The sequence below is a fragment of the Stenotrophomonas sp. STEN029 genome, from assembly GCF_056760015.1.
On sequence record NZ_JBRREC010000022.1, the window covers coordinates 25,297 to 49,762 of the forward strand.

18 protein-coding genes are annotated in these 24,466 nt (G+C 64.5%); 15 read left to right on the top strand and 3 right to left on the bottom strand.

Going from position 1 to position 24,466, the window contains the following annotated elements:
- Nucleotides 1-176 precede the first annotated feature (176 nt).
- From ACVOLI_RS07190 to ACVOLI_RS07230, 9 genes are all read left to right on the top strand, one after another.
- Nucleotides 177-1,811, top strand: coding sequence for a TldD/PmbA family protein (locus tag ACVOLI_RS07190; protein WP_481534113.1), 1,635 nt, complete (start codon nt 177-179; stop codon nt 1,809-1,811).
- A gap of 21 nt (nt 1,812-1,832) precedes the next feature.
- Nucleotides 1,833-3,167, top strand: coding sequence for a TldD/PmbA family protein (locus ACVOLI_RS07195; protein ID WP_296249069.1), 1,335 nt, complete (start codon nt 1,833-1,835; stop codon nt 3,165-3,167).
- Nucleotides 3,168-3,306: 139 nt separating this feature from the next.
- Nucleotides 3,307-4,008: a DUF4159 domain-containing protein gene (locus tag ACVOLI_RS07200; RefSeq protein WP_481534129.1), complete on the top strand. Its 702-nt coding sequence runs from the start codon at nt 3,307-3,309 to the stop codon at nt 4,006-4,008.
- A 16-nt stretch (nt 4,009-4,024) separates the two neighbouring features.
- On the top strand, nt 4,025-5,008 hold the full coding sequence (locus ACVOLI_RS07205) for an AAA family ATPase (RefSeq protein ID WP_481534114.1): 984 nt from the start codon (nt 4,025-4,027) through the stop codon (nt 5,006-5,008).
- Between the two features lie 17 nt (nt 5,009-5,025).
- Nucleotides 5,026-5,928: a DUF58 domain-containing protein gene (locus ACVOLI_RS07210; protein WP_481534115.1), complete on the top strand. Its 903-nt coding sequence runs from the start codon at nt 5,026-5,028 to the stop codon at nt 5,926-5,928.
- Nucleotides 5,925-7,073, top strand: coding sequence for a BatA domain-containing protein (locus ACVOLI_RS07215; RefSeq protein ID WP_481534116.1), 1,149 nt, complete (start codon nt 5,925-5,927; stop codon nt 7,071-7,073). The genes ACVOLI_RS07210 and ACVOLI_RS07215 overlap by 4 nt, the downstream gene beginning before the upstream one ends.
- Nucleotides 7,070-9,226 carry a hypothetical protein gene (locus ACVOLI_RS07220; protein ID WP_481534117.1) on the top strand — a complete coding sequence of 719 codons (2,157 nt, stop codon included), beginning with the start codon at nt 7,070-7,072 and terminating at the stop codon, nt 9,224-9,226. The genes ACVOLI_RS07215 and ACVOLI_RS07220 overlap by 4 nt, the downstream gene beginning before the upstream one ends.
- A complete protein-coding gene (locus ACVOLI_RS07225) occupies nt 9,223-10,953 on the top strand; it encodes a carboxypeptidase regulatory-like domain-containing protein (protein ID WP_481534118.1) in 1,731 nt (576 codons plus the stop codon). The genes ACVOLI_RS07220 and ACVOLI_RS07225 overlap by 4 nt, the downstream gene beginning before the upstream one ends.
- Nucleotides 10,954-11,339: 386 nt before the next feature.
- Nucleotides 11,340-13,286 carry an N-acetylmuramoyl-L-alanine amidase gene (locus ACVOLI_RS07230; RefSeq protein WP_481534119.1) on the top strand — a complete coding sequence of 649 codons (1,947 nt, stop codon included), beginning with the start codon at nt 11,340-11,342 and terminating at the stop codon, nt 13,284-13,286.
- A 286-nt stretch (nt 13,287-13,572) separates the two neighbouring features.
- Here the strand turns inward: ACVOLI_RS07230 and ACVOLI_RS07235 are convergent, their stop codons facing one another.
- From ACVOLI_RS07235 to ACVOLI_RS07245, 3 genes are all read right to left on the bottom strand, one after another.
- The gene (locus ACVOLI_RS07235) at nt 13,573-15,492 is read right to left on the bottom strand and encodes a M61 family metallopeptidase (protein ID WP_481534120.1); all 1,920 of its coding nucleotides are present in this window, start codon (nt 15,490-15,492) and stop codon (nt 13,573-13,575) included.
- Between the two features lie 297 nt (nt 15,493-15,789).
- Entirely contained in the window at nt 15,790-16,974 is a 1,185-nt protein-coding gene (locus ACVOLI_RS07240) for an OmpA family protein (RefSeq protein WP_481534121.1), read from the bottom strand.
- An 86-nt stretch (nt 16,975-17,060) separates the two neighbouring features.
- Nucleotides 17,061-17,966: a LysR family transcriptional regulator gene (locus ACVOLI_RS07245; protein WP_481534122.1), complete on the bottom strand. Its 906-nt coding sequence runs from the start codon at nt 17,964-17,966 to the stop codon at nt 17,061-17,063.
- 124 nt (nt 17,967-18,090) lie between these two features.
- On the opposite strand from ACVOLI_RS07245, the gene ACVOLI_RS07250 reads away from it, so the two are divergent.
- From ACVOLI_RS07250 to ACVOLI_RS07275, 6 genes are all read left to right on the top strand, one after another.
- Complete coding sequence (locus ACVOLI_RS07250; protein ID WP_481534123.1) at nt 18,091-18,957, top strand: pirin family protein; 867 nt, start codon at nt 18,091-18,093, stop codon at nt 18,955-18,957.
- A 170-nt stretch (nt 18,958-19,127) separates the two neighbouring features.
- A complete protein-coding gene (locus tag ACVOLI_RS07255; protein ID WP_481534124.1) occupies nt 19,128-19,817 on the top strand; it encodes an isochorismatase family protein in 690 nt (229 codons plus the stop codon).
- Between the two features lie 218 nt (nt 19,818-20,035).
- The gene (gene ycaC, locus ACVOLI_RS07260) at nt 20,036-20,662 is read left to right on the top strand and encodes an isochorismate family cysteine hydrolase YcaC (protein ID WP_481534125.1); all 627 of its coding nucleotides are present in this window, start codon (nt 20,036-20,038) and stop codon (nt 20,660-20,662) included.
- Between the two features lie 142 nt (nt 20,663-20,804).
- Nucleotides 20,805-22,226, top strand: coding sequence for a short-chain fatty acid transporter (locus ACVOLI_RS07265; protein WP_481534126.1), 1,422 nt, complete (start codon nt 20,805-20,807; stop codon nt 22,224-22,226).
- A 306-nt stretch (nt 22,227-22,532) separates the two neighbouring features.
- On the top strand, nt 22,533-22,982 hold the full coding sequence (locus tag ACVOLI_RS07270; RefSeq protein ID WP_481534127.1) for a nuclear transport factor 2 family protein: 450 nt from the start codon (nt 22,533-22,535) through the stop codon (nt 22,980-22,982).
- A gap of 176 nt (nt 22,983-23,158) precedes the next feature.
- Nucleotides 23,159-24,340, top strand: a complete 1,182-nt coding sequence (locus tag ACVOLI_RS07275) for a DUF3667 domain-containing protein (RefSeq protein WP_481534128.1) — start codon at nt 23,159-23,161, stop codon at nt 24,338-24,340.
- Nucleotides 24,341-24,466 lie beyond the last annotated feature (126 nt).

A 24,466-nucleotide genomic window follows, 5' to 3' on the forward strand; every position in this document is an offset into this window, starting at 1 on the left:
TGGGGAGGGGTCGCCTTTCGCAGAAAGTCTCAAAATGTTGGCTCTCCCATGCCTAAAGTCACTACCGCTGCAAACACCTGCCCGCAAGAATCGAACAGTTCGCAGAACACCGCGAAGCCACCGTCATTTGTTGCCGTAGCGCCCGCCTTGCGGGCCTTGCCCCGTGGAGAGCAGCCTTGCAGAGACGTGACTTCCTAGCCCTGACCGGGCTTACCGCTGGCGGCCTGATGGTGCCGTCCTTCTTCGGCAAGGCCATCGCCGCCGAGCACCTGTTGACCGCACTCGATCCGGCCTTGAAGAAGCGCCTGGCCGATGACGCGCTCAATGCCGCGCGTGCTGCCGGCGCTACTTACTGCGATGTGCGCATCGGCCGCTACCTGCGCCAGTTCGTGATCACCCGCGAGGACAAGGTCCAGAACGTGGTGAACACCGAATCAACCGGCACCGGCATCCGCGTCATCGTCAACGGCGCCTGGGGCTTTGCCGCCACCAATGACCTGAGCCCGGCCGGCGTGGTCAAGGCCGCGCAGCAGGCCGCCGCCATCGCCAAGGCCAATGCCAAGGTGCAGACCGCGCCGGTGCAGTTCGCCAAGGCACCCGGTTACGGCGAGGTCAGCTGGCGTACGCCGATCAAGAAGAACGCGATGGAAGTGCCGATCAAGGACAAGGCCGATCTGCTGCTGAGCGTGAATGCCGCAGCCATCGGCGCCGGCGCCAGCTTCGTCAACTCCATGCTGTTCCTGGTCAACGAACAGAAGTACTTCGCTTCCACCGACGGCTCCTACATCGACCAGGACGTGCACCGCATCTGGGCACCGATGACGGTCACCGCCATCGACAAGGCCAGCGGCAAGTTCCGCACCCGCGCCGGCCTGTCCTCGCCGATGGGCCTGGGCTACGAATACCTGGATGGCGACGCCTCCGGCAAGACCGTGCTGCCCAATGGCGTCACCGTCTACGGCCAGTCCTATGACATGCGCGAAGACGCCATCGCCGCCGCCAAGCAGACCCAGGAAAAGCTCAAGGCACCGTCGGTCAAGCCGGGCAAGTACGACCTGGTCCTGGACCCGTCGCACACCTGGCTGACCATCCACGAAGCCGTCGGCCATCCGCTGGAACTGGACCGCGTGCTCGGCTACGAAGCCAACTACGCCGGCACCAGCTTCGCCACCCTGGACAAGCGCGAGCAGCGCTTCCAGTACGGCAGCGACAAGGTCAACATCTTTGCCGACAAGACCCAGCCGGGCTCGCTCGGCGCCGTTGCCTACGACGACGAAGGCGTGAAAACCAAGCGCTGGCCGCTGATCAGCGACGGCAAGCTGGTCGACTACCAGACCATCCGTGACCAGGCACATATCCTCGGCAAGACCGAATCCGATGGCTGCTGCTACGCCGACTCCTGGTCCAGCGTGCAGTTCCAGCGCATGGCCAATGTGTCGCTGGCGCCGGGCAAGACCCCGTTGTCGGTGGCCGACATGATCAAGAACGTCGAGAACGGCATCTACATCATCGGCGACGGTTCGTTCTCCATCGACCAGCAGCGTTACAACGCGCAGTTCGGTGGCCAGCTGTTCTATGAAATCAAGAACGGCCAGATCACCCGCATGCTCGAGGACGTGGCCTACCAGATCCGCACCCCGGAATTCTGGAACGCCTGCAGCGCCATCGCCGACGAACGCGACTACCGCCTGGGCGGTTCGTTCTTCGACGGCAAGGGCCAGCCAGGCCAGGTCTCGGCCGTGTCGCACGGCTCGTCCACCGCCCGTTTCGACGGCATCAACGTCATCAATACCGCGCGCAGCCTCGGCTGATCGTCAAGGAGCTTCTGAACCATGAGCATCTTCACCGAACAGGAAGCCAAGGCCATCCTGGACAAGGTCATCGCGCTGTCCAAGGCCGATGAATGCACCGCCACGCTGGCCGGCTCGGTCGACGGCAACATCCGTTTCGCGCTGAACAACGTCTCCACCAGCGGTATCGTCAGCAATGCCGAACTCGCCGTGCAGGTTGCCTTCGGCAAGCGCGTTGGCACTGCGTCGATCAACGAGTTCGACGACGCCTCGCTGGAGCGTGTGGTCCGCCGCGCCGAGGACCTGGCCAAGCTGGCACCGGAGAACCCGGAGTTCATGCCGGCCATCGGCAAGCAGCAATACCGCTCAAGCCCGACCTTCAGCGAATCGACCGCGGCGATCACCCCGGAATTCCGCGCCCAGGTGGCCGCTGACTCCATCACCCCCTGCCGCGGCCATGGCCTGATCGCTGCCGGCTTCCTGGAAGACGGCAACGGTTTTGTCGCCATCGCCAACAGCAATGGCAACTTCGGCTACCAGAAGACCACCAACTTCAACTACACCTGCACCGTGCGTACCGAAGACGGCCGCGGCTCGGGCTGGGTTGGCCGCAACCTCGCCAACGCTGCCGACTTCAAGGCCGACCAGGACATCGAGATCGCCAAGCGCAAGGCCACCGAATCGGCTGAAGCCAAGGCACTGGAGCCGGGCAAGTACACGGTGATCCTGGAGCCGGCGGCCGCTGCTGGCCTGATCAGCTTCATGATGAATTTCTTCAGTGCACGTTCGGCCGATGAAGGCCGCAGCTTCCTGTCCAAGAAGGGCGGCGGCAACAAGCTGGGCGAGCAGGTCTACGACAGCAAGGTCAACCTGTTCGCCGATCCGTGGCATCCGGATGCAGCGGTGTTGCCGTGGGACGGCGAAGGCATGCCGCGCGAGCGCATCGCCATCATCGAAGACGGCAAGGTCGCCAACCTGGATTACTCGCGTTACTGGGCACAGAAGCAGGGCAAGACGGCCAAGGCCAGCGCCGGCAACCTGCTGATGAGCGGCGGTACCAAGTCGATCGCCGAACTGGTGCGTGGCACCGAGAAGGGCATCCTGGTCACCCGCACCTGGTACATCCGCATGGTCGACCCGCAGACCGTGCTGCTGACCGGCCTGACCCGCGACGGCACTTTCTACATCGAGAACGGCCAGATCAAGCACCCGGTGAAGAATTTCCGCTTCAACGAATCGCCGGTGATCATGCTCAACAACATCGACGAGCTGGGCAAGCCGGTGCGCGTGGCCGGTGACGAGTCCAGCTTCGTGATGATGATCCCGCCGATGAAGCTGCGTGACTTCACGTTTACCTCGTTGTCGGATGCGGTGTAACTGATTTCCCTTCTCCCGCCGGGAGAAGGTGCCCGAAGGGCGGATGAGGGTTGGGCCTGAAGCGCTTACCCTCACCCCAACCCCTCTCCCGAAGGGAGAGGGGCTTTAACCGAGTCCCCTGCTTTTGTCCCCACCCCGTCTGACGCGAGCGCAATTCCTTCACCTGCTGCTGGGCGGCGCGGTGAGCGCCGCCTTGCCGGGCATCGCAAGCGCGCAGGCCAGTCGTTACGACTTCTGGTTCACCCGCCTGCGCTACGACTCCGGTGACTGGGACGTGGACGCGCGCATGCCGTCCAACCTGATCACCTCGCTGATCGATTACACCACCTTGCGCGTAGACCCCAAGGAACACATCATCGCGCTGTCTGACCCGAAGATGCTGGCCGCACCCTTCTGCTATCTCTCCGGGCACAAGCTGGTCGAGTTCAATCCGGAAGAGCGCCGCAACTTCGAACGCTATGTGCGCAACGGCGGCTTCGTCTTCGTCGATGACTGCAACCACGACATCGACGGCCTGTTCGCCACCTCCTTCGAAGCACAGATGCGCAGCATCTTCGGCGCCAACGCAATGAAGAAACTGCCCAATACCCACGCCATCTACAACAGCTTCTTCAAGTTCCCCGAGGGCCCACCGGCCACCGGCTTCGAACTCAATGGCTGGGGTGATGACCTGGTCCATGACTATCTCAAGGGCATCGAGATCGATGGCCGGCTGGGCGTGCTCTACAGCAACAAGGACTACGGTTGCGAATGGGACTACGACTGGCGCAACAAACGCTTCCTGGCCGAAGACAACACCAAGTTCGGCGTGAACATCGTGATGTACGCACTGACGCATTGACCCCACAGGTGACCGCATGACTGCCCCCGATCTGGACTCACTACTGCCGCGCTTGAACGAGCTGCGCAGCGCGCTCGCACAGGCCGTGGTCGGCCAGCACGAGGTCGTCGAACAACTGCTGATCGGCCTGCTGGCCGGCGGCCACTGCCTGCTCGAAGGCGCGCCCGGCCTGGGCAAGACCCTGCTGGTGCGCTCGCTCGGGCAAGCGCTTGAGCTGCAGTTCCGGCGCGTGCAGTTCACCCCCGACCTGATGCCCAGCGACATCCTCGGTACCGAACTGCTGGAAGAAGATCACGGCACCGGCAAGCGCGCGTTCCGCTTCCAGCAAGGGCCTATCTTCACAAACCTGCTGCTGGCCGACGAACTCAACCGTACCCCGCCCAAGACCCAGGCCGCGCTGCTGGAAGCGATGCAGGAGCGCACCGTCAGCTACGCCGGCACCACCTACGCCCTGCCCTCACCGTTCTTCGTGCTGGCCACGCAGAACCCGATCGAACAGGCCGGCACCTATCCGCTGCCGGAAGCCCAGCTGGACCGCTTCCTGCTGCATGTCCGCGTCGACTACCCAAGCGAAACCGAAGAACGCGACATCCTCGCCCAGACCACCGGCAGCCACAGCGGCGCCGTGCCCAAGGTGATGGATGCCGATGCGGTGAAGGCCCTGCAGCTGGCAGTGCGCGATGTGCATATCAGCCCCGACCTGCTCAGCTGGATCACCCGCCTGGTCCGCGCCAGCCGCCCCGGCGATGGCGCACCTGCCGAAGTGAACAACTGGATCAAATGGGGCGCAGGTCCACGCGCCGGTCAGTCACTGGTGCTCGCCGCAAAAGCACGCGCTCTGCTACAAGGCCGCTTCGCCGCTACCCGCGAGGATGTACAGGCACTGGCCGCGCCGGTGATGCGCCATCGCCTGCTGTTGTCGTTCGCTGCCGAAGCCGAACACAAGAGTGCCGATGACGTGATCGCCGCCCTGCTGCGCGCGGTGCCGTTTCCGGCCTGACCGACACGACGTTCCACATGGCCGCTCCGACACCACCGCTGATACCCGCCGATGTGCGCAGCCGCCTGCGCAGCCTGCGGCTGTGGCCGCAGCGGGCCAGCGGCAGCCGTGGCATCGGCGCGCATGCCAGCCGCAGCCGTGGCGCCGGCTTGGAGTTCGCGCAGTACCGCGCCTACGAACCGGGCGACGAGCTGCGCCAGATCGACTGGAAGCTTTATGCGCGCTCGGACCGCTTCTTCGTGCGCGAGTCCGAGCGCGAAAGCCCGATCACCGTCTGGCTGCTGCTTGATGCCAGTGCCTCGATGGCACAGGCCGATCAGGCGCGGCCCGACTGGCAGCGCCTGGACGCGGCCAAGGCACTGGTCGCCTGCCTCACCGAGCTGGCGATGCAGCAAGGCGATGCCTTCGGTCTGATTGCACTTGGCGGTGATGGCGTGCAGCTGCTGCCGGCCGGAAACGGCCTGCGCCAACGCGATCGGCTGCATCTGCAATTGCATACGCTGCACGCCAAGGGGCAATGGCCGCCACAGCAGAAACTGTCGCCCTTGTGGGAACGCATCGCCAGCAATGATCTGGTGGTGATGATCGGCGATGGCTTTGATACCGCAGCTGTTGAGCTGGCCGAGCGCCTGGCCAAAGCCGGCCGCGACGTCGTACACCTGCAGCTGCTGACCGTTGAAGAGCGTGATTTCCCGTTCCGCGATGGCCACCGTTTCCGCGATCCGGAAACCGGCGACGAGCTGCTCAGCGATGGCGCGACGGTGCGCGGGGAGTACCTCGCCCGCTTCAAGGAAGCACAACGCGTGCTGGACGCACGGCTGCAGGCCGCCGGTATCCGCCATGACACCGCCTATCTCGATGAAGCCATCGATGCACCCTTGCAACGCCTGTTCGGGCGCCGCAGCGGGAGCGGCGCATGAGCCTGCTGTGGCTGTTCCCGGCCGGTTTCCTGGCATTGGCAGCACTGTTGCTGCCGCTGCTGATCCACCTCGCCCGCCGCAGCGAACAGCGCATCATCGACTTTGCCGCGCTGCGCTGGCTGTCGGCCAAGCCACGTCCGCGTCGCCGCATCCGCTTCGACGAATGGCCACTGCTGGTGCTGCGCTTGCTGCTGCTCGCCTTGCTGGCAGTGCTGTTGGCACGGCCGGCATTGACCGGTGTGCTTGATACGCAGCCGCGCATCGCCGTATTGCCCGGTGTTGATCTTGCCGCGGCCCAACGCAGCGTTGGCAGTGCCGATGCGCAGTGGTTGTGGCTGGCAGCGGGCTTCCCGTCCATCGACAAGACCCAAGCACCGCAAGGCCCGCAGCCGGTATCCAGCCTGCTGCGTGAGCTTGATGCCTCGCTGCCAACCGATGCCCCGCTCACCGTGGTTGTCCCTTCGGTACTCGATGGGCTGGACGCGCAACGGCCGCAGCTGTCACGAGCGGTGCGCTGGCAGGTGCTGGAGCAGACCACTGCGACGGAAAAGCAGACGACCATCGTGTCGCCGCAGCTGCAGATCCGGCACGACGAAGCTGGCAAGCCGGGCGTGCGCTATCTCGATGCGGCTGCCAGTGCCTGGCATGGCGCCAGGCCGCAGGCGGCCGATGACACGGTCGCGTTCAACGGTGACGACACGCTACGCGTTTGGCTGTCGGCCAAGCCGCTGCCCGCCGATACAAGCGCATGGCTGCAACGCGGCGGCCGCCTGCTGGTGGATACACGCACACCGGTACCCGCCGATGCCCAACGCACACCGCTATGGCGCGACGCCAATGGCGTGCTGGTCGTTGAGCAGATCGGCACGGCGCACGGCCACTGGCTGCGCTGGGCAGCGCCGCTCCAACCGGCAAACCTGCCGGTGCTGCTTGATGCGGAGTTCCCAGCTGGACTGCGCTCGGTACTGCAGGCTGCACCCACACCGCGCCGTGCGCTGGCAGCGACGATGCAGCCGGAAACCGGCGCTACGGCGTATCCACAGCCCGCAACCGAGCTGAGCCATTGGCTGCTGTTGGCAGTCGCCTTGTTGTTCCTGCTTGAGCGCTGGCTGGCCAGCGCGCCGCGTCGGCGAGGCCAGGCATGAACGCGCCCTCTCTTCTGCGCGCTGCACGGCGACGCACGCTGCTGATTGCCTTGTCCGCCGGCCTCCCGCTGGCCCTGGCGGTCGGCGTGCTGGCAACGCGCATGTTCGGCTTCGATGCCGCTTACATGATCACCACGGTGGGCTTGCTGGTTGCTGCGGGCGTCGCAGTCTGGCGTGCGCGACGGCTGGATGCGCGCTGGCTGGTCGCACGTCTGAACGGTCATCCGCACTTCGAGGACAGTGCTGACCTGCTGTTCGCCGCAACGTCCACGCTCAACCCGTTGCAGCAACGCCAGCGCCGCCATATCGAGCAGCGCCTGCAGAGCAATCCGCCGGACCTGCGTCCTCGCTGGCCCTGGCAGCGACTGCTGTTGTGTCTGGTGGCTGCCGCGCTGATCGCAGGTGCTGCGCTGCTGTGGCCGCGCGCTACAGTCAACGCTCCGGTCACCGCTGGTGGAAGCGCCAACGAAACTGCCGCGACGGACAGCACACCTGCATTACGCGGCAGCTGGCTGCAGATCACGCCTCCGGCCTACAGCGGCCAGGCAGCAACGGCCGGCGACAAGCTCGACGCACGCGCCCTGCAAGGCAGTTGCCTGCAGTGGCGTCTGCAGTTCGCACCACAACCGCAGCACGCGTGGCTGCAGTTCCACGACGGCCGCCGGCTGGCATTGCAGCGCGATGGCGATTACTGGCGCGCTAGCGAGGTGTTGCAGCGTGCGGGCCTGTACCGCATCCAGACCGGACCGACGATGGCAGCCGGCGGGCGCGCCTATCGCCTCGATGTGGTGGTGGACCGTCCGCCGCAGGTCAAGGTGATCGAGCCCGCACAGACACTCAACCAGGCAGCACCGCGTCAGCGCTCGTGGCAACTGCGTTTTGAAGCCAGCGACGACTTCGGCGTCAACAGCACCGCCACGCTGGATATCACCACCGCAAAAGGCAGCGGCGAGAACATCAGCTTCCAGCAACGCCAACTGACGCTGAGCGGCAGCGGCCCGGCGACGGCACGACGCTTCGCCTACAGCGCCGACCTGGCCGCGCTCGGCCTGGAACCCGGCGATGAAGTAGTCGCGCGCCTGGGCGTCCGCGACAACCGCAGCCCGCAGCCGCAGGAGGCGCGCAGCGCCAGCCTGATCCTGCGCCTACCCAGCGAGCAGCAGGTGCAGGCCAGTGATCTGGAAGGCGCGATCAAGAAAGTGATGCCGGCCTACTTCCGCAGCCAGCGGCAGATCATCATCGACGCCGAGGCCCTGCTCAAGCAGCGCGACAGCCTCGATGCGGACACTTTCATCAAGCGCTCCGATGCGATCGGCGTCGACCAGCGCATCCTGCGCCTGCGCTACGGCCAGTTCCTCGGCGAAGAAGCCGAGGGTGGTGCGAAGGCACCGCCGACCGGCGACCTGCCGACCAGCGATGCCACAAGCGCCGAAGGACATGCGGATCACGCCGATCATGCGGAAGATGATGGACACGGCCACGACCACGGCGGTGCAGCTGAAAGCACACCGGTATTCGGCAGCGCCACCGATGTGCTGTCCGAATACGGCCATACCCACGACCACGCCGAAGCCGCCACCCTGCTCGATCCGCAAACCCGCGCCATCCTCAAGTCCGCGCTCGACCAGATGTGGCAGTCCGAGGGTCATCTGCGCCAGGGCCATCCGGACCAGGCACTGCCATACGCTTATAAAGCCCTGGCCTTCATCAAGCAGGTGCAGCAGGCCGAGCGTATCTATCTGGCGCGCGTGGGCAGTGAATTGCCGCCCATCGACATGGCCCGGCGCATGACCGGCAAGCGCGATGGGCTTGGCAATCGCGCTGTGCAACTAGCGGCGCGTCCAGCGGGTGATGCCGTCGTCGCCAATGCGTGGCATACCTTGGCTTCCAGCGACGGCAACGTGGATCTGGATGCGTTGTCGCGTTGGCTGGATGCACACCCCAACGCCGTGCCCGATCCGCTGGACGTCGTCGCAGCGATAGACGCGCTGCGTCAGCAGCCCGATTGCCGCACATGCCGCAACGAACTGCGTGCGCAACTGTGGCCGGCCCTGCGTCGCGCCGACGGGCCGCCCGCGCGCCGCAATGCGGCGGATGCCAGCGGCCGTCGCTACCTTGAAGCACTCTCGGCACCGCAGGAGCCAGCACGATGACGCCCTGGCTCCCGCTCGTCCTGATCGCACTGGCCGTCGTGCTGGGCAGCCTGCGCTTCGCGCTGTCGCCACGGCCGCGCACACCGCGTCTTGCCGCCTTGCTGTTGCTGCAACTCACTGCCGCTGTGTTGCTGTACTTCACCCTGTACCCACCATCGCGCTCCGTTCGCGCGGGGACGCTGGTGGTTGCCACAGCTGGCGCAAGCACGGCGCAGGTTGCGGCCGTGCCGGCAGCAACCTATGTGCGCCTGCCGGAAGCAGCGACGCTGGCGTCTGCAACGGCAGTGCCGGATCTTGCCACCGCGCTACGCCAGCAGCCGGGCACACGCGAGCTGGTGATCGTCGGCCAGGGCCTGCCAGCACGTGATCGTGATATCGCGCTGCCGCCGCTGCGCTTTCTGCCCACCGCTGCACCGCGAGGGCTGGTGGAATTGCAGGCACCGCCGTTGCTCGCGCCGGGTGCGGCCTTCACCGTGCACAGCCGCGTGCAGGGCATGCCTGAAGTACGCGTGGAACTGCTGGACCCTGCCGCTCATCGTGTCGATATCAGCACCACTGACGCAGCAGGCCGGGCGAGTTTGCGTGCCAGCGCGCGCGAACCCGGCGATGTGGTTTTCACGCTGCGCGTGTTGGATGCCGGCGGCAAGGTGCTGGACCAACTTCCGGTGCCCGTGCGTGTACGCGCAAGCACAGCTCCCAGCATCCGCGTGCTCGCCGGTGCCCCCGGCCCTGAACTGAAGTATCTGCAACGTTGGGGCAAGGATATCGGTGCAACGCTGCAGACCAGCATGTTGATCGGTGGCGGTCTGCAGATGGGTGATGCGCCGGCCTCACTCGATGCAGCCAGTCTCGCCCGCCTGGACCTGCTGCTGCTTGATGAGCGCCGGCTTGCGGGCCTGTCATCCGCGCAGCGTGCGGCGATCACCGAGGGGATTCGCGGCGGACTGGGTGTACTGGTTCGTACCAGCGGTGCCCTCGACGGCAGCGCTCGCCGCGCGTTGCGGGAATGGGGCCTGGAGACACGCGGCGGTGACCAGACCAAGCCGGTCACGCTGCGCAGCATTATCGATGCCGAGCAGAACAAGACTGTGCTCACGGTCGAGCGCTTCAATCTGGAATTCAGCAGCGCTGATGTGGTGCCCTTGCTGCGCGCCGCGGACGGCAGCGCGATAGGTGGCTGGCGCGCACTTGACCTGGGCAGGGTTGGCGTGCTGCCGATCACTGACAGCTATGCGCTGGTGCTCTCGGGCCATGCCGACGCACACGCCGAACTATGGAACGCCGCCTTGGCGAGCATGGCCCGATCGCTTCCGGATTCGCCCACGCTGTCATTGCCCGCCTGGGCCTGGAGTGGCGAACGCATCAGCCTTTGCGGATTGACCGCTCCGGCGCAGATGGTCGCCGAGGACGGCAGCCGTACCGAACTGCTGCCCGACCCTTCCGCTGGCAACTGTGCTGCGGCGTGGCCACAGATGCCCGGATGGCACCGCGTTGAAGCAGGCGAACAGCAGCAGAGCATGCTGCTGCTGGATCCGGAGAAAGCAGTCGCATTGCATGCGCAACAGATGCGCGATGCAACGTTTGCATTGAGCGGCAGTGCCGTGCGTACAACCCCACTGCCGATCCCGGGGCCGCGTTGGCCCTGGTTGCTGGGGTTTGTGCTGGTCGCCTCCTTGCTTTGGTGGCTGGAGCGCAGGCGAACGGTTGGAGCGGCACTGCAAGAGTGAAGTGATTGATGGCTTGGAAAGAGCAGCATCAACAGCGCCCCCTTCCGCCCTTCGGGCACCTTCCCCCGCATGCGTGGGAAGGCAAGTCAGCACATAACGTGTCGGTGCCCATGATCAGCCCCTCCCTTTGCCGTAGGCAAGGGGGTGAAGAAGGCCTGCTTGCGCGCCACTGGCGCGCGGCCTGATGAACGACCGAAGGCTACGCCTTCAGGCCGGACGGGTTGGGGAGGGGTGCCTTTCGCATCGGATTGCGATCACACCCAAGCGCAACCCATCCAGCAACACCTTGATCCCCATCACTGATTGACGTTCCCCTTCACCCGAGCGCGGAACCGCTGCGGTAGAACCACACACGCAGGGGGTACCAAGCTTTGGGGGTCCTACCGATGATGCACCGTCATACCGCCGTGCTGCTGTCTGCCGTCATCACCAGTGCCGCAATTGTTCCCGCACTTGCCCAAACCACGATCAAGGCACCTGTTGCCAACAACCAACAGGTGCTGGACATGCAATTGAAAATGGAAGAGGCACGCATGCTGCCCTTGCGGGCGATGTACGCGCGCTACTTCCAGCAAGCGTATCGCCGTTACCCCGGCATCCCGCGTGGCACGCTTGAGTCGCTGGCGTTCGTGCAGAGCCGCTGGTCGCCACTGCAACCCGATGCACCCGACCAGGACCAGGCGCATCTGCGCATGCCGCCCGCCTGGGGCGTGATGGGTTTGTATGCCGGTGGTGGCTTCGAGGACCAGGTTGGCGAAGCCGCCAAGCTGCTTGGCGTGTCCACAACTGCCGTGCGCAACGACGCGGCAACCAATATCCTGGCGGCCGCTGCGTTGCTGGATGCGCAGATCCGCCTGGACCATCCCGACGCCGGCACTGGCGGCGCGCCGACACCTGAAGCAATCCGTCCCGCGTTGATGCGCTACGCGGGCTATGCGCCTCGCGGCAGCGGCCTGGCTGCACGCAGCGCCGTCGACGACTATGCGCGCACCAGCTTTGCCTACGATGTGCTGCTGGCGCAGGACCGCGGCGTCAATGATCGCGGCATCGTCGTACCCGAGCGTGCCATCGCCTGGGAGCTGGCCTTCGACGCGCCGCAGCTGGTGACATTGCGCGCGCCGATGGTGCGCCTGGATGTGAGCAGGGATCGCGTCGAGACCGACGCGTTCCGTATCGACCCGATCAGCGAAACCCTGCAGGCAGGCAGCACTGCGGCCGGAGACACCGCCGCCAGCCCCGCGCTGGATGCCAGCATCCAGAGCACGGACTATGGCCCCGCGATCTGGAGCGCCGCCTCGACCTCCAACTACGCGGCATCGCGTTCGGCAGCGATCAGTGCAGTGACCATCCACACCACGCAGGGCAGCTACGCCGGCACCATCTCCTGGTTCAAGAATGCTTCCGCGCAGGTCAGCGCGCACTATGTCATCCGCTCCTCCGACGGACAGGTGACGCAGATGGTGCGCAATGCCGATACCGCCTGGCACGTCGGCAGCCAGAACAGCTACACCTTGGGCATCGAGCACGAGGGCTACGTCGACAACAGCTCCTGGTACACCAATGCCATGTATGACGCTTCGGCAGCACTGGTTCGCAACTTCTGCGCCACGTATAGCGCGATCAGTTGCGCCAGTGCGTATAGCGGGGCATCCAGCAGCGGCATCAACGTGTTGGCTGCCAGCGTCAAGATCAAGGGCCACCAGCATTACAGCGGGCAGACGCATACCGACCCGGGCATCAACTGGAACTGGTCCAAGTACTACACGCTGCTGAATCCGGGCAGCGGTGGTGGCACCGGCACGGTCACCTACCTGGATCGCTTCGAGAGCAGCGTCGGCCATTTCGATACCAGCCCCAGCTATTCGGGTAGCACCACCGGTATCAGCACGGCATCCACCGCCACACGGGATTGCACCACACAGAAGAACGGGAGCTGTTCGTTGCGGGTGCTGCTGAAGGACAACACCGCGAGCGCTGCCGACTGGGCGGTGCGTCTGCTGTCGGGAAGTGGTGCGCCTGCAAGCAATACCGCGCTGACCCGCGCCAATGGTGTCGTCGGGTTCTGGGTATGGAGTGGCGGTACCGGAACCACGGTTGGCATCGGCATCGACGACAGTGATGGCACCGAGCGCTCAAGCAGCAAGGCCATCGCTGCCAATACCTGGACCTATGTATCGTGGTCATTGAACGACGCAGCACAGTGGAATGCGTGGGTGAATGGCAATGGCGCGATCACCGGCAGCAATGTCACGCTGGATGCGATCTGGCTGTATCACGCCAACACCGCGTATGACCTCAATGTGTATATCGATGATGTGCAGATAGCGAATTGATCTGCCTGGAGCCGACGGCCCTGTCTGTAGAGCGCAGCCATGCTGTGCTGTGGCTTTCCTTGTAAAGCCCCTGCCGAGCATGGCTCGGCACTACAGGTGCCGGCGGCCTTTGGCTTCTGCTTTGGCTTTGGCTTCTGCTTTGGCTTTGGCTTCTGCTTTGGCTTTGGCTTTGGCTTTGGCTTTAGCCCTTCTCCCGCTTGCGGGAGAAGGGTTGGGATCAGGGGGAGGCTGTTGATCTTGCTGGTAAAGCCCCTGCAGAGCATGGCTGGGCACTACAGTCCCCCGTTTATTTGCGGGCGGTGAAGATGGGCGTGAGGTAATCGGTGCTGCCCTCGATCCGCTCCAGCGTCGGGTAACGCAGGCCACCGTGGTAGTCGATGCTCAGCGTGCGGTAAACATCCACTTCCTTCACCAGCAGGCGCACCGGTTGCTTGCTGTCCTTGGCCGCACGCACGGCTTCCTCCAGCTCGTCGGCGCTGTACTGCAGGTCGTTCACTGCCAGCACCTGCATGCCAGTGCCGACGCCGGCGTTGAACGCCGCACTGTCCCAGCGTACTTCGTTGACGTAACCGGCCGGGCTCAAGGAAACACCCAGCGAGTAGATGAAGTTGGCACCACGGCCCTTCATCGTCGCCTTGAAGTACGCGCTGGGCTTGTCCTTGTAGACCAGCTTCCAGCCAGCCGCTTCGATGCCGCCGACCAGGCCGGTCCTGCGTTCGAGACGATCACGCAGGAACTGCGACCAGTCACCGGTCGGCTGCACCTGCTCCAGGGTCGCGGCGACGTCGTCGTAGGTATAGGTATCCGGGCGCTCCCACTGGCCATCGTTCTGGCCAAAGAAGGCCTTGGCGAAATCGTCCAGACTGCGCTTGCCGCCGCTGAGCGTGCGCAGGCGCACATCGGCTTCCAGCCACAGCATCTGCCCGCCCTGGTAGTAGTCCTCGCTCATCTGGTAGCCGCGGTACGGCTTGGGTTTGCGACGGGCGATCACCGGGTCGTTGGTGGTGTCGCCCAGCGAACGCCACTCCAGCCCGGGGCGGTTATCCGCATAGGTTGCAGCAACCATCGCCAGCGCATCACGCGAAGCATCCAGCGGTCGGATACCAGCGCGCGCGGTCAACACATTGCCCCAGTACTGGGTCTGCCCTTCGTAGACCCACAGCAGGCTGCCCTGCATCGGCACGTTGTAGTTCAGCGTGGCCAGGTCGGCCGGGCGCCGGTACTTGCCATCCCAGGAATGGGTGTACTCATGGCCAAGCAGATCGCTGCTGCCGACCTTGGCATCCCAACCGCTGAAGTAATCGCGGTCTTCGCTGTTCTCGCTGGAACGCTGGTGTTCCAGGCCGATACCGCCGAGCTGGTTGGTCACCGCGAACAGGAAATCGTAGTGATCGTAGTGCTCGGCACCGAACAGCTTGCGTGCCTGGGTTACCAGCGCGCGGTGCTGCTCGATATGCTCGGGCTTGGCTTCCAGATCCTTTGCCCGGTCGGCAAACACGTTCAAGCGCACCGGGCGCGTACCGGCCGGGGCCAGATCGAACATGCGATGGTAGCGGCCGGCGAACACCGGCGAATCCACCAGGATTTCCAGATTGGTCGGTGCATAGTTGACGGTGTCGCCGTTGCGGCTGGCCACGGTCAGGGCGCTGGCTGCATCCCAGCCCTGCGGGTAACGCGCACTGGCCTGGTAAGTGATGGCATGTGCGGCGTGACCGGCCGGGTACAGCAGCATCGCGTTCCACTGCAGGTTGAGCATGTTCGGCGTCATCACCGTGCGACCCTGCGCCGAATCGGTGGGGCTGAGGAACTGGAAATCCATGCGCAGCTCATTGACGCCTTCGGGCACCTGCACGTTGAAGGTGTAGACATCGAGCGGGTCGCGCACCCATTCCAGACGCTGGCCGTTGGCGTTGATCACCAGCCCGGCCAGCTTTTCGATCTGGCCGCTGGGCGAATGGCTGCCCGGCAACCAGGCCGGGTAATGGAAGCGCTGCAGGCCCGGCTGCACCGGTACGGTCTGCCGCACCTTGAACATGCGCTGGCCCAGGTCGGTGGCGTCCACTTCGAGGCGGATGGTGCCCGGATACGCGGCCTCGCTGATCTTCACCCCGCGTGCGTCCACGTCAGCCACCGCCGGCGCCGCGTTGGCCAAACCCATGGCGGCCATCAGGGCCAACCCCAGTACTGCAGGACGGAACACATGCATCACCAACCTCTCGCTTGTCTGAGAAGGCCATGATGCGGCAAGCCTGCACTGCGTGACACGGGCCGATGGTCATCAACACATCACCGGTAGTGCCGAGCCATGCTCGGCAAGGGCCTTATGCACCAACCAATGATCACCAGATTGCCCGATTTTGTAGGAGCGGCGTCAGCCGCGAAGCCACGAATGCCTGCGGGGATGGCATTCGTGGCGATTGCTGTTGGCTGGGTTGGATCTGGCTGTCTGCTGCTCCGGTGGGAGCAGTGGCTTCGCGGCTTACGCCGCTCCTACAAACAGCTGTCAGGTTCTTACAAAAATCTCCACACGCCGATTCAGCTGCCTGCCACTGGGGTTGTCCTTGCCATTGACCTCATTCGGCGCAACCGGCTGCGATTCACCGTAGCCGTGTGCCGCCGCGTCGGTGGCACTGCCACGCTGGCGCAATGCCGCAAGCACGGCCTGGGCGCGGCGCTCGGACAGGTCCTGGTTGTAGTCGTCACTGCCCTTGGCATCGGTGTGACCACGGATTTCCATCGCGCTGGACGGCACTTTACCCAGCGCCGTCGCCAGTACATCCAACACTTTGCCGGCATCAGGACGGATGATGTCCTTGTCGAAATCGAACAACACCTTGTCGTTGAGGGTGATCACGTAGCCGCACGGCGCACCGGACGGCTTGAACTTGTCCAGCAGCGGGAACTTCCCGGCGGGCGGCAACGGCGGCAGTGGCGCCATCTTCACTTCGCGCGGCACCGCACCGATGGTGCCGGTACCGTCGCCGCGATTTTCGACGATACCCTCAGGGCCGCCGATCCACTTGCCAGAACCGTCGGCGTTGATCTCGATGTTGCCATCGCTGCCCACCCAGCTGCCTGAGCCATCACCGTGGTTCTCGATGCTGCCGAAGCCACCTACCCAGCTGCCGGCACCCTTGCCATCCAGCTCGATATTGCCGTGCGCGCCCACATAGGTGCCTGAGCCATCGGCATTCACCTCGAAGGTACCGGCCTCGTTGACCACACTGCCGCTGCCATCGGGCTTCACTTCCACCACACCGTCGCCGGTTACCGCCTGGCCGCTGCCATCGGCACCGATGTTGAACACGCCGTGCCCGCCGACGCGCTCCAGGTTGCCTTGTGCGTCGACATTGGTGAAGCCGCTTTCATTGACCAGTCCACCATCGGTGGCGCAGTTGGCCGGGCGCACGCTGATGCCGGCGACCGGATCGATCAATGATTGCATCGACAGCTCCAGACGCTTCTGTGCCGGGCCGCTGCCGATGATGCTGGGCACCATGATGGTCGGTATCACCGGAAACTCGATGCTGCCTGCGGTCAGCACTTCCGCGTTGGAGGCCGTTGGCGCAGCGGTCGCTGCAGGTGCAGCTTCCGGCGTTGCAGCAACAGGTTGATCGGCAGGCGCATCGCGCCCGCAGGCGGCGACAAGAACGCTGAGACAAGCCAGTGACAGGACAGCAACACGCATGCAGCAACTCCGTTTGTGCGAAGCGCTCATTCTTGCCAATGCGCCGTTCAATTTCCGTGACCACCGCTTGGCGGTCGGTGCCTCGATCAGGATTCATCCAGCGCAGCGAAGGACGCCGCCAGGTGATCAATGAACAAACGCACCGACGGCAACAAACCGCGACGAGAGGGAAACACCGCGTGGATGATTTCCTTCGGCGGCGCCCAGTCCGGGGCCACGTTGACCAATTGCCCTGCATCCAGCGCATCGCGCACGATCATCGTTGGCAACTGTGCAACGCCGACGCCCGCCAGTGCCGCGGCACGCAACGCCATCATGCCGCGGGTGATCAAACGCGGATGATGCGGCACTTCGGCCATCGCGCCATCAGGGCCGATCAGACGCCAGACGTGTTCGCCCTGCGGCACACCAAGCGCGACGCTGGGCAGCAGGTGCAGATCCGCGGGGCCGTGCGAATGGCCATGTGTGTCAAGCAATGAGGGTGCCGCCACCAGGCATTGGGTGCGCTCGGCCAACACCTTCAACACCAGCTCGCTGTCTTCCAGCGGCGGCGGGCGCACGCGGATGGCCACATCCACGCCTTCGGCGATGACGTCGACGCGGCGGTTGGTCGCGTCCAGATGCACTTCCACATCCGGGCAATGCGCCATGAACTCGGCCACCATCGCCGCCACCCGGAAATCCAGCAGCATGGTCGGGCAGCTGACCCGCACCACACCACGCGGCTGCGAACGGGTCAACTCGATGGATTCGGCCGCGGCTTCGGCCTCCACCAGCATCGCCCGGCAATGCGCATGGAAGGTCTGGCCGACCTCGGTGACCGAGAAGCGGCGGGTGGAACGCTGGATCAGGCGCACCCCCAGCCGTTCCTCCAGCAGGGCGATACGCCGGCTCAGCTTGGACTTGGGCTCGCCCAGCGCGCGCCCGGCCGGGGCAAAGCCGCCGTGCTCGACCACCTTGGCAAAGTAGTACAGGTCGTTCAGGTCGAGCATTGCGGCTCCAGCGTTCACCAAATAGGACTATCAGACCATTATTTGCCGTCTACCGGCGTGATCGTCCCAAATCTAATCTTTGCTCCAACGCCGGCGCACCCCGCGCCGCCCAAGGAGCAGACAGATGAAGAAGATCAGTGGCCTATACAGCGCGCCCCGCCCGCATTGGGTCGGTGATGGCTTCCCGGTCCGTTCGTTGTTCTCGTACAACACCCACGGCCGCCAGCTCAGCCCCTTCCTGCTGCTGGACCATGCAGGCCCGGCCGAGTTCGAGCCCGCGCCGACCCCGCGCGGCGTCGGCCAGCATCCGCACCGTGGTTTCGAGACCGTCACCATCGTCTATGACGGTGAAGTGGCGCACCGCGACTCCACCGGCGCCGGTGGCGAGATCGGCCCGGGTGACGTGCAGTGGATGACCGCTGCCTCGGGCATCCTGCACGAGGAATTCCACTCCGAAGCCTTCACCCAGCGCGGTGGCAAGCTGGAGATGGTGCAGCTGTGGGTCAACCTGCCTGCCAAGGACAAGATGGCCGCACCGGGCTACCAGAACATCAGCAACGCCGATATCCCGGTGGTACCACTGGCCGATGGTGCCGGCACGGTGCGGGTGATCGCCGGTGAGTTCGGCGGCCAGCGCGGCCCGGCCCGCACGCATACGCCGATGGACGTGTGGGACATGCGCCTGTCGCGTGACCAGCACACCACCCTGCAGTTCGCGCAGGGCCACACCGTGGCGATGGTGATCCTGCACGGCACCGTGCTGCTCAACGGCAGCCAGGTTGCCCGCGAAGGCCAGCTGGTGCTGTTCGACCGCCAGGCCGGCGAAGTGCAGTTGGAAGCCAACGCCGACGCCACCGTGCTGGTGCTGGCCGGTGAACCGATCGATGAGCCCATCGCCGGCTACGGCCCGTTCGTGATGAACACCCAGGAAGAAATCCGTCAGGCGATGGATGACTTCAACTCCGGCCGCTTCGGCCAGATCGCAGCGTGATGCTCAAGCCCCTCTCCCCATGGGAGAGGGGTTGGGGTGAGGGCGAACGAAGTCAGTACCAAGCAAACAACAGCGTAGTCCCCGATGACAGGGCCCATCCCGGTCATCTCTTCCCCGCACCGCTGCTCTGCGCACGCTGCGATGTCATCCAGATCCAAGAGAGTCTCGCCATGTATACCTTCCCTCAAGTAGCCAACTTCAACGGCGCAAAACCCGTCATCGACCCGAACAACGTCGCGATGCTGTTGATCGACCACCAGAGCGGCCTGTTCCAGACCGTACACGATATGCCGTTCACCACGCTGCGGCGCTTGGCCTCGACGCTGGCCAAATTGGCCTCGCTGGCGAAGATCCCGGTAATCACCACCGCCTCGGTGCCGCAGGGCCCGAACGGCCCGCTGATTCCGGAAATCCACCAGAACGCGCCACACGCCAAGTACGTAGCTCGCAAGGGTGAAATCAATGCCTGGGACAACCCCGATTTCGTGCAGGCCGTGAAGGACACCGGCAAGCAGCAGCTGATCATCGCCGGCACCATCACCAGCGTGTGCATGGCATTCCCGTCGATTGCAGCGGTCGCCGATGGCTACCAGGTGTTCGCGGTGATTGATGCCTCCGGCACCTATTCCAAGCAGGCGCAGGAGATCACCTTGGCGCGGATGATGCAGGCCGGCGTCGTGGTCATCGATGTGGCTGCTGTCGCCTCGGAACTGCAGAAGACCTGGAACCGCGAAGACGCCGCCGAATGGGCGCAGGCCTATACCAATATCTTCCCCAACTACCAGTTGCTGATCGAGAGCTACAGCAAGGCGCAGGAAGTGGTGACCAACCACGAGCAGCTGGATTCGCAGCGCAGCTGAAGCAAGTCTCTAAGCAAGCCCCTCTCCCTTCGGGGTGAGAGAGGCAGCGGAGCGGTGGTTGGGGTCAAGGCAGACGAAGCCAGCGATAAACAAACCATCCAATTCTTTCAGCATCACAGCAGTGCGCACCCACACCCTCATCCGCCCCTTCGGGGCATCCCCGCCTTCGCGGGGACAAGCTCTTCTCCCGGAGGGAGAAGGAAACATCGGAGCCTCACATGAGCAAGCCCTACACCCGCCTCAACAAAGATGACGTTGCCGTATTGCTGGTCGATCACCAGGCCGGCCTGCTGTCGCTGGTGCGCGATATCGATCCGGACAAGTTCAAGAACAATGTGCTGGCACTGGCCGACATCGCCAAGTACTTCAAGCTGCCGACCATCCTCACCACCAGCTTCGAGAACGGCCCGAATGGCCCGCTGGTGCCGGAGCTGAAGGCCTTGTTCCCGGATGCGCCGTATATCGCCCGCCCCGGCCAGATCAATGCCTGGGATAACGAAGACTTCGTCAAGGCGGTCAAGGCCACCGGCAAGAAGCAGCTGCTGATTGCAGGCGTGGTCACCGAGGTCTGCGTGGCGTTCCCGGCGTTGTCGGCGCTGGCCGAGGACTTCGAGGTGTTCGTCGTCGCCGATGCCTCGGGCACCTTCAACAGCATGACCCAACAAGCTGCCTGGAGCCGCATGGAGCAGGCCGGCGCACAGATGATGACCTGGTTCGGCGTGGCCTGCGAACTGCACCGCGACTGGCGCAACGACGTGGAAGGCCTGGGTGCATTGTTCTCCAATCACATCCCCGACTACCGCAACCTGATCACCAGCTACACCACACTGACTACCGGCAAGTAAGCCGCTGGGTAAGCACGAAGACGCCGCTTCGCAGCAGGCGGCGTCTTCGCATGAATACGCGGGCACTATCCGAAGGTCCAGTTCCGCGCATCATCGCTGCCGCGTTACCGTCCCCGGGTTGCTTCCCCACGGTATCCGCCCCATGCAGCCCACCACCCAAGACACCGCCTCGGCGCGCTTTGCGATCCGCTGTGCGAATTTCGCCGAACGCTGGTTCCCCGACTCCTGGGTGTTCGCCGCCCTCGCCCTGGCCGCCGTCTCATTGGCGGCCTTGTCCATAGGCGCCGCGCCTACCGACACCGCCAAGGCCTTCGGCGATGGCTTCTGGAGCCTGATCCCCTTCACCATGCAGATGGCCTTCGTGGTGATCGGCGGCTATGTGGTGGCTTCGTCGGGTCCGGCCTCGCATTTGATCGATCGGCTGGCCCGCGTGCCGAAGAACGGCCGCAGCGCGGTCGCCCTGGTCGCCATCGTGTCGATGACCGCATCGTTGTTGAACTGGGGCCTGAGCCTGGTATTCGCTGGCCTGCTGGTGCGTGCATTGGCCCGCCGCAGCGAGTTGAAGATGGATTACCGCGCCGCCGGTGCGGCGGCGTATCTCGGCCTCGGTGCGGTATGGGCCCTGGGCCTGTCGTCCTCGGCTGCACAGCTGCAGGCCAACCCGGCCAGCCTGCCGCCGTCGATCCTGTCGATCACCGGCGTCATCCCGTTCACCGAAACCATCTTCCTGTGGCAGTCCGGCGTGCTGCTGGCCGCGCTGGTGGTGGTGTCGCTGATCATTGCCTACGTCACCGCACCGGCCGCCAACTCGGCGCGCGATGCCGCCGACTGCGGCGTCGATGTCACCGCCGATGTCGCCCCGGCCAAGGCCAAGCCGACACGCCCCGGCGAATGGCTGGAGCACAGCCCGCTGCTGATCCTGCTGCTGGTCGCGCTGGCCGCGGGTTGGTTGATCCACGAGTTCAGCACCAAACCGGCGATCCAGGCAATCTCCGGCCTGAACACCTACAACCTGCTGTTCCTGATGGCTGGCGCGTTGCTGCACTGGCGCCCGCGCAGCTTCCTCGATGCGGTATCGCGCGCCGTGCCCTCAACCACCGGCGTGCTCATCCAGTTCCCGCTGTACGGCTCCATCGCCGCCATCATGACCACGGTCAATGGCAGCGAGGGCCATAGCGTTGCCCACATCATCTCCACCTTCTTCACCCAGATCGCCAGCCACGACACCTACGCGCTGCTGATGGGCAGCTACTCGGCTGTGCTGGGCTTCTTCATCCCGTCCGGCGGCGGCAAGTGGATCATCGAAGCCCCGTACGTGATGCAGGTGGCCAATGAACTGCATTACCACCTCGGCTGGTCGGTGCAGATCTACAACGCCGCCGAAGCCCTGCCCAACCTGATCAACCCGTTCTACATGCTGCCGCTGCTCGGCGTACTCGGCCTGAAGGCGCGCGACCTGATCGGCTTCACCTTCGTGCAGTTGCTGGTGCACACACCGCTGGTACTTCTGCTGTTGTGGGCGCTGGGTGCGACGCTGGCCTATACGCCGCCCGTAATGCCTTGATGGCTTGCCGCAACGATTGAAAGCAGAACGCCACGCATTGCGTGGCGTTCTGCTTTCTTGCAACTGGATGGATGAAATCAAAATCAAGGGCATGCAAGCACCCCCTCCCAACCTCCCCCTTGGCTTCGCCAAAGGGGAGGAGCAGAGCAGCGCAGCCTTCCGCCCCCTCCCTTTCGCCGGAGGCGAAGGGGAGGGTTGGGGAGGGGTAGCTCTTGATCTCCGCCAACATCCATATGACTTCCCACCCATTGCATCCCCACCAGTAACTGCCACGATTCCCCAGCCAACACCCATCAGGAGCCGGCCATGCTGTCAGCTGCACTACGCGTGTTTGTTGTGGGAATGCTCTGCGTCGCCGGCAGCGCCGTGGCCGCACCCCCGGATACCACCACCCTGCAGGCCATCGAGGCCACTGCCTACGACTACATGGACGGCCAGCTGGAAGGCGATGTCGCGCGGGTGACGCGGGCGCTGCATCCGGACCTGGCCAAGCGCAATCTCGTTGCCAATCCGAATGAAACCCTGGGGCTGGGCCGGATGAGCTCGGATGAGCTGATCCGCTTCACCCGCGAGGGCGCGCTGAAGACGCCGCGCGAACAATGGCAGCGCACGGTGACGGTGCTACAGGTAGACGAGGACATTGCCACGGTGCGGCTGGAGAGCCCATGGTTCATCGATCACCTGCAGATGGGCCGGTTTGATGGGCGCTGGGTGATCGTCAATGCGTTGTGGCATCGGAAGGTGCGGGGCGGTTGAGTGGGTGATTTGGCGTTTTGGTCTACGTGCCAGAAGCTTCCCCCCACCCCAACCCCTCCCCCGCAGGCGGGAGAGGGGCTTTGCTTCGTTTTGTTTTTTTCTTGAACTGATACTGAACGGAGCCGCCAAACCCCGTTATCGTATGCGGCTTCCAACCGTTGCCCGCCGCGCCAGCCATGAGCCAGATCGATGTAGTGCATTCCACTTCCGAACACGGCGCCTGCGAGAACTGCCGCACGCCGTTGCAGGGTCACTACTGCCATGGCTGCGGGCAGTCGGCGCATAACCCGTTGAAGAACTTCGGGCATGCGGTCGAGGAGGTGTTCGAATCGTTTTGGCATCTGGACGGGCGCATATTCCGCACCCTGCGCGACCTGCTGGTGCCGGGCCGGATCGCCGTCAACTTCCTCAAGGGCCAGCGCGTCGGCTATGTGCAGCCGCTACGGCTGTTCGTGATCCTCACCCTGTTCACCTTCTTCGTCGGCAAACTGACCCTGCACAGCGACGACTTCGGCACCGGCAGCAATGCCGATCCGGCCTTCGCCAAGGCGCAGACCGTGGCCGAGGTGGAAGCCGTGCGCGCCACCCAGGTGGCGCAGATCGAGCAACAGCAGAAGACGAACCCTGCGGCGGCGCCAGCGCTTGCCATTGCCATGGCAGCGATCAACACCTCAGCTGCGCAGCGCACTGCGGAACTCGAAGCAAACACGCAGCCATCCGCACGCAGCGCTACCGACTCGGCGCTGGCGCGTGCCAACGACACAGCGGACCGCGTCAGCGCCGAGAAGAAGGCCGTCTTCATCAATGTCCCGGTCAACGGCAAACCCTGGGATGCCGAGACCAATCCCATCGTGCTGGAGGGCTGGCCGAAATTCGTCAGCAACTGGTTGAACCGTCGCTTGGCCAATGGCCAGGCCAACGTCGAGCGCATGGGCAACAAGACCGATCTGTATGTCCAGGCCATCCTGACATCACTGCCCGGCGCGCTGTTCTTCCTGATGCCGATCTTCGCGCTGGTGTTGCGCGTCGCTTACATCCTGCGCCGGCCGATGGGCTATCTGGAGCATCTGGTGGTGGCGCTGTACAGCCACTGCTGGCTGATGCTGGTGCTGCTGACCACCTTCCTCATCGCCGGTATCAGCGGCGCGATCGGCAATGCGGTGGTCAGCTCGATCTGCGCCTGGCTGTATGTGCTGTTGTGGCTGGCGGTGCCGGTCTACCTGTTCTGGATGCAGCAGCGCGTATACGGCGGCAATCCGATCCTGACCCTGCTGCGCTACAGCTTCATCGGTTTCATCTATTTCTTCCTGGTCACCTTCGTGGTGATGTACGCGGTGCTGGCCGGCGTATCGGCTTGAAGCCGGTTTGAAACCACGCAGCGTTGCAATTGGGCGACGTGCGATTGGCTCGTGTAGCCCGGGTAAGCGCAGCGCACCCGGGAAGTGGGGAGCAGGAAGTCTTTCCGAGCACGCCCCAACAGCCCG

What these genes read in the sequence shown, in the direction of transcription:
- ACVOLI_RS07255 (WP_481534124.1), top strand. Translation starts at nt 19,128, where the DNA reads ATGTATACCTTCCCTCAAGTAGCCAACTTCAACGGCGCAAAACCCGTC.
- ycaC (WP_481534125.1), top strand. Translation starts at nt 20,036, where the DNA reads ATGAGCAAGCCCTACACCCGCCTCAACAAAGATGACGTTGCCGTATTG.
- ACVOLI_RS07240 (WP_481534121.1), bottom strand. Translation starts at nt 16,974, where the DNA reads ATGCGTGTTGCTGTCCTGTCACTGGCTTGTCTCAGCGTTCTTGTCGCC.
- ACVOLI_RS07265 (WP_481534126.1), top strand. Translation starts at nt 20,805, where the DNA reads ATGCAGCCCACCACCCAAGACACCGCCTCGGCGCGCTTTGCGATCCGC.
- ACVOLI_RS07220 (WP_481534117.1), top strand. Translation starts at nt 7,070, where the DNA reads ATGAACGCGCCCTCTCTTCTGCGCGCTGCACGGCGACGCACGCTGCTG.
- ACVOLI_RS07205 (WP_481534114.1), top strand. Translation starts at nt 4,025, where the DNA reads ATGACTGCCCCCGATCTGGACTCACTACTGCCGCGCTTGAACGAGCTG.
- ACVOLI_RS07215 (WP_481534116.1), top strand. Translation starts at nt 5,925, where the DNA reads ATGAGCCTGCTGTGGCTGTTCCCGGCCGGTTTCCTGGCATTGGCAGCA.
- ACVOLI_RS07275 (WP_481534128.1), top strand. Translation starts at nt 23,159, where the DNA reads ATGAGCCAGATCGATGTAGTGCATTCCACTTCCGAACACGGCGCCTGC.
- ACVOLI_RS07195 (WP_296249069.1), top strand. Translation starts at nt 1,833, where the DNA reads ATGAGCATCTTCACCGAACAGGAAGCCAAGGCCATCCTGGACAAGGTC.
- ACVOLI_RS07210 (WP_481534115.1), top strand. Translation starts at nt 5,026, where the DNA reads ATGGCCGCTCCGACACCACCGCTGATACCCGCCGATGTGCGCAGCCGC.
- ACVOLI_RS07270 (WP_481534127.1), top strand. Translation starts at nt 22,533, where the DNA reads ATGCTGTCAGCTGCACTACGCGTGTTTGTTGTGGGAATGCTCTGCGTC.
- ACVOLI_RS07225 (WP_481534118.1), top strand. Translation starts at nt 9,223, where the DNA reads ATGACGCCCTGGCTCCCGCTCGTCCTGATCGCACTGGCCGTCGTGCTG.
- ACVOLI_RS07230 (WP_481534119.1), top strand. Translation starts at nt 11,340, where the DNA reads ATGATGCACCGTCATACCGCCGTGCTGCTGTCTGCCGTCATCACCAGT.
- ACVOLI_RS07245 (WP_481534122.1), bottom strand. Translation starts at nt 17,966, where the DNA reads ATGCTCGACCTGAACGACCTGTACTACTTTGCCAAGGTGGTCGAGCAC.
- ACVOLI_RS07235 (WP_481534120.1), bottom strand. Translation starts at nt 15,492, where the DNA reads ATGCATGTGTTCCGTCCTGCAGTACTGGGGTTGGCCCTGATGGCCGCC.
- ACVOLI_RS07250 (WP_481534123.1), top strand. Translation starts at nt 18,091, where the DNA reads ATGAAGAAGATCAGTGGCCTATACAGCGCGCCCCGCCCGCATTGGGTC.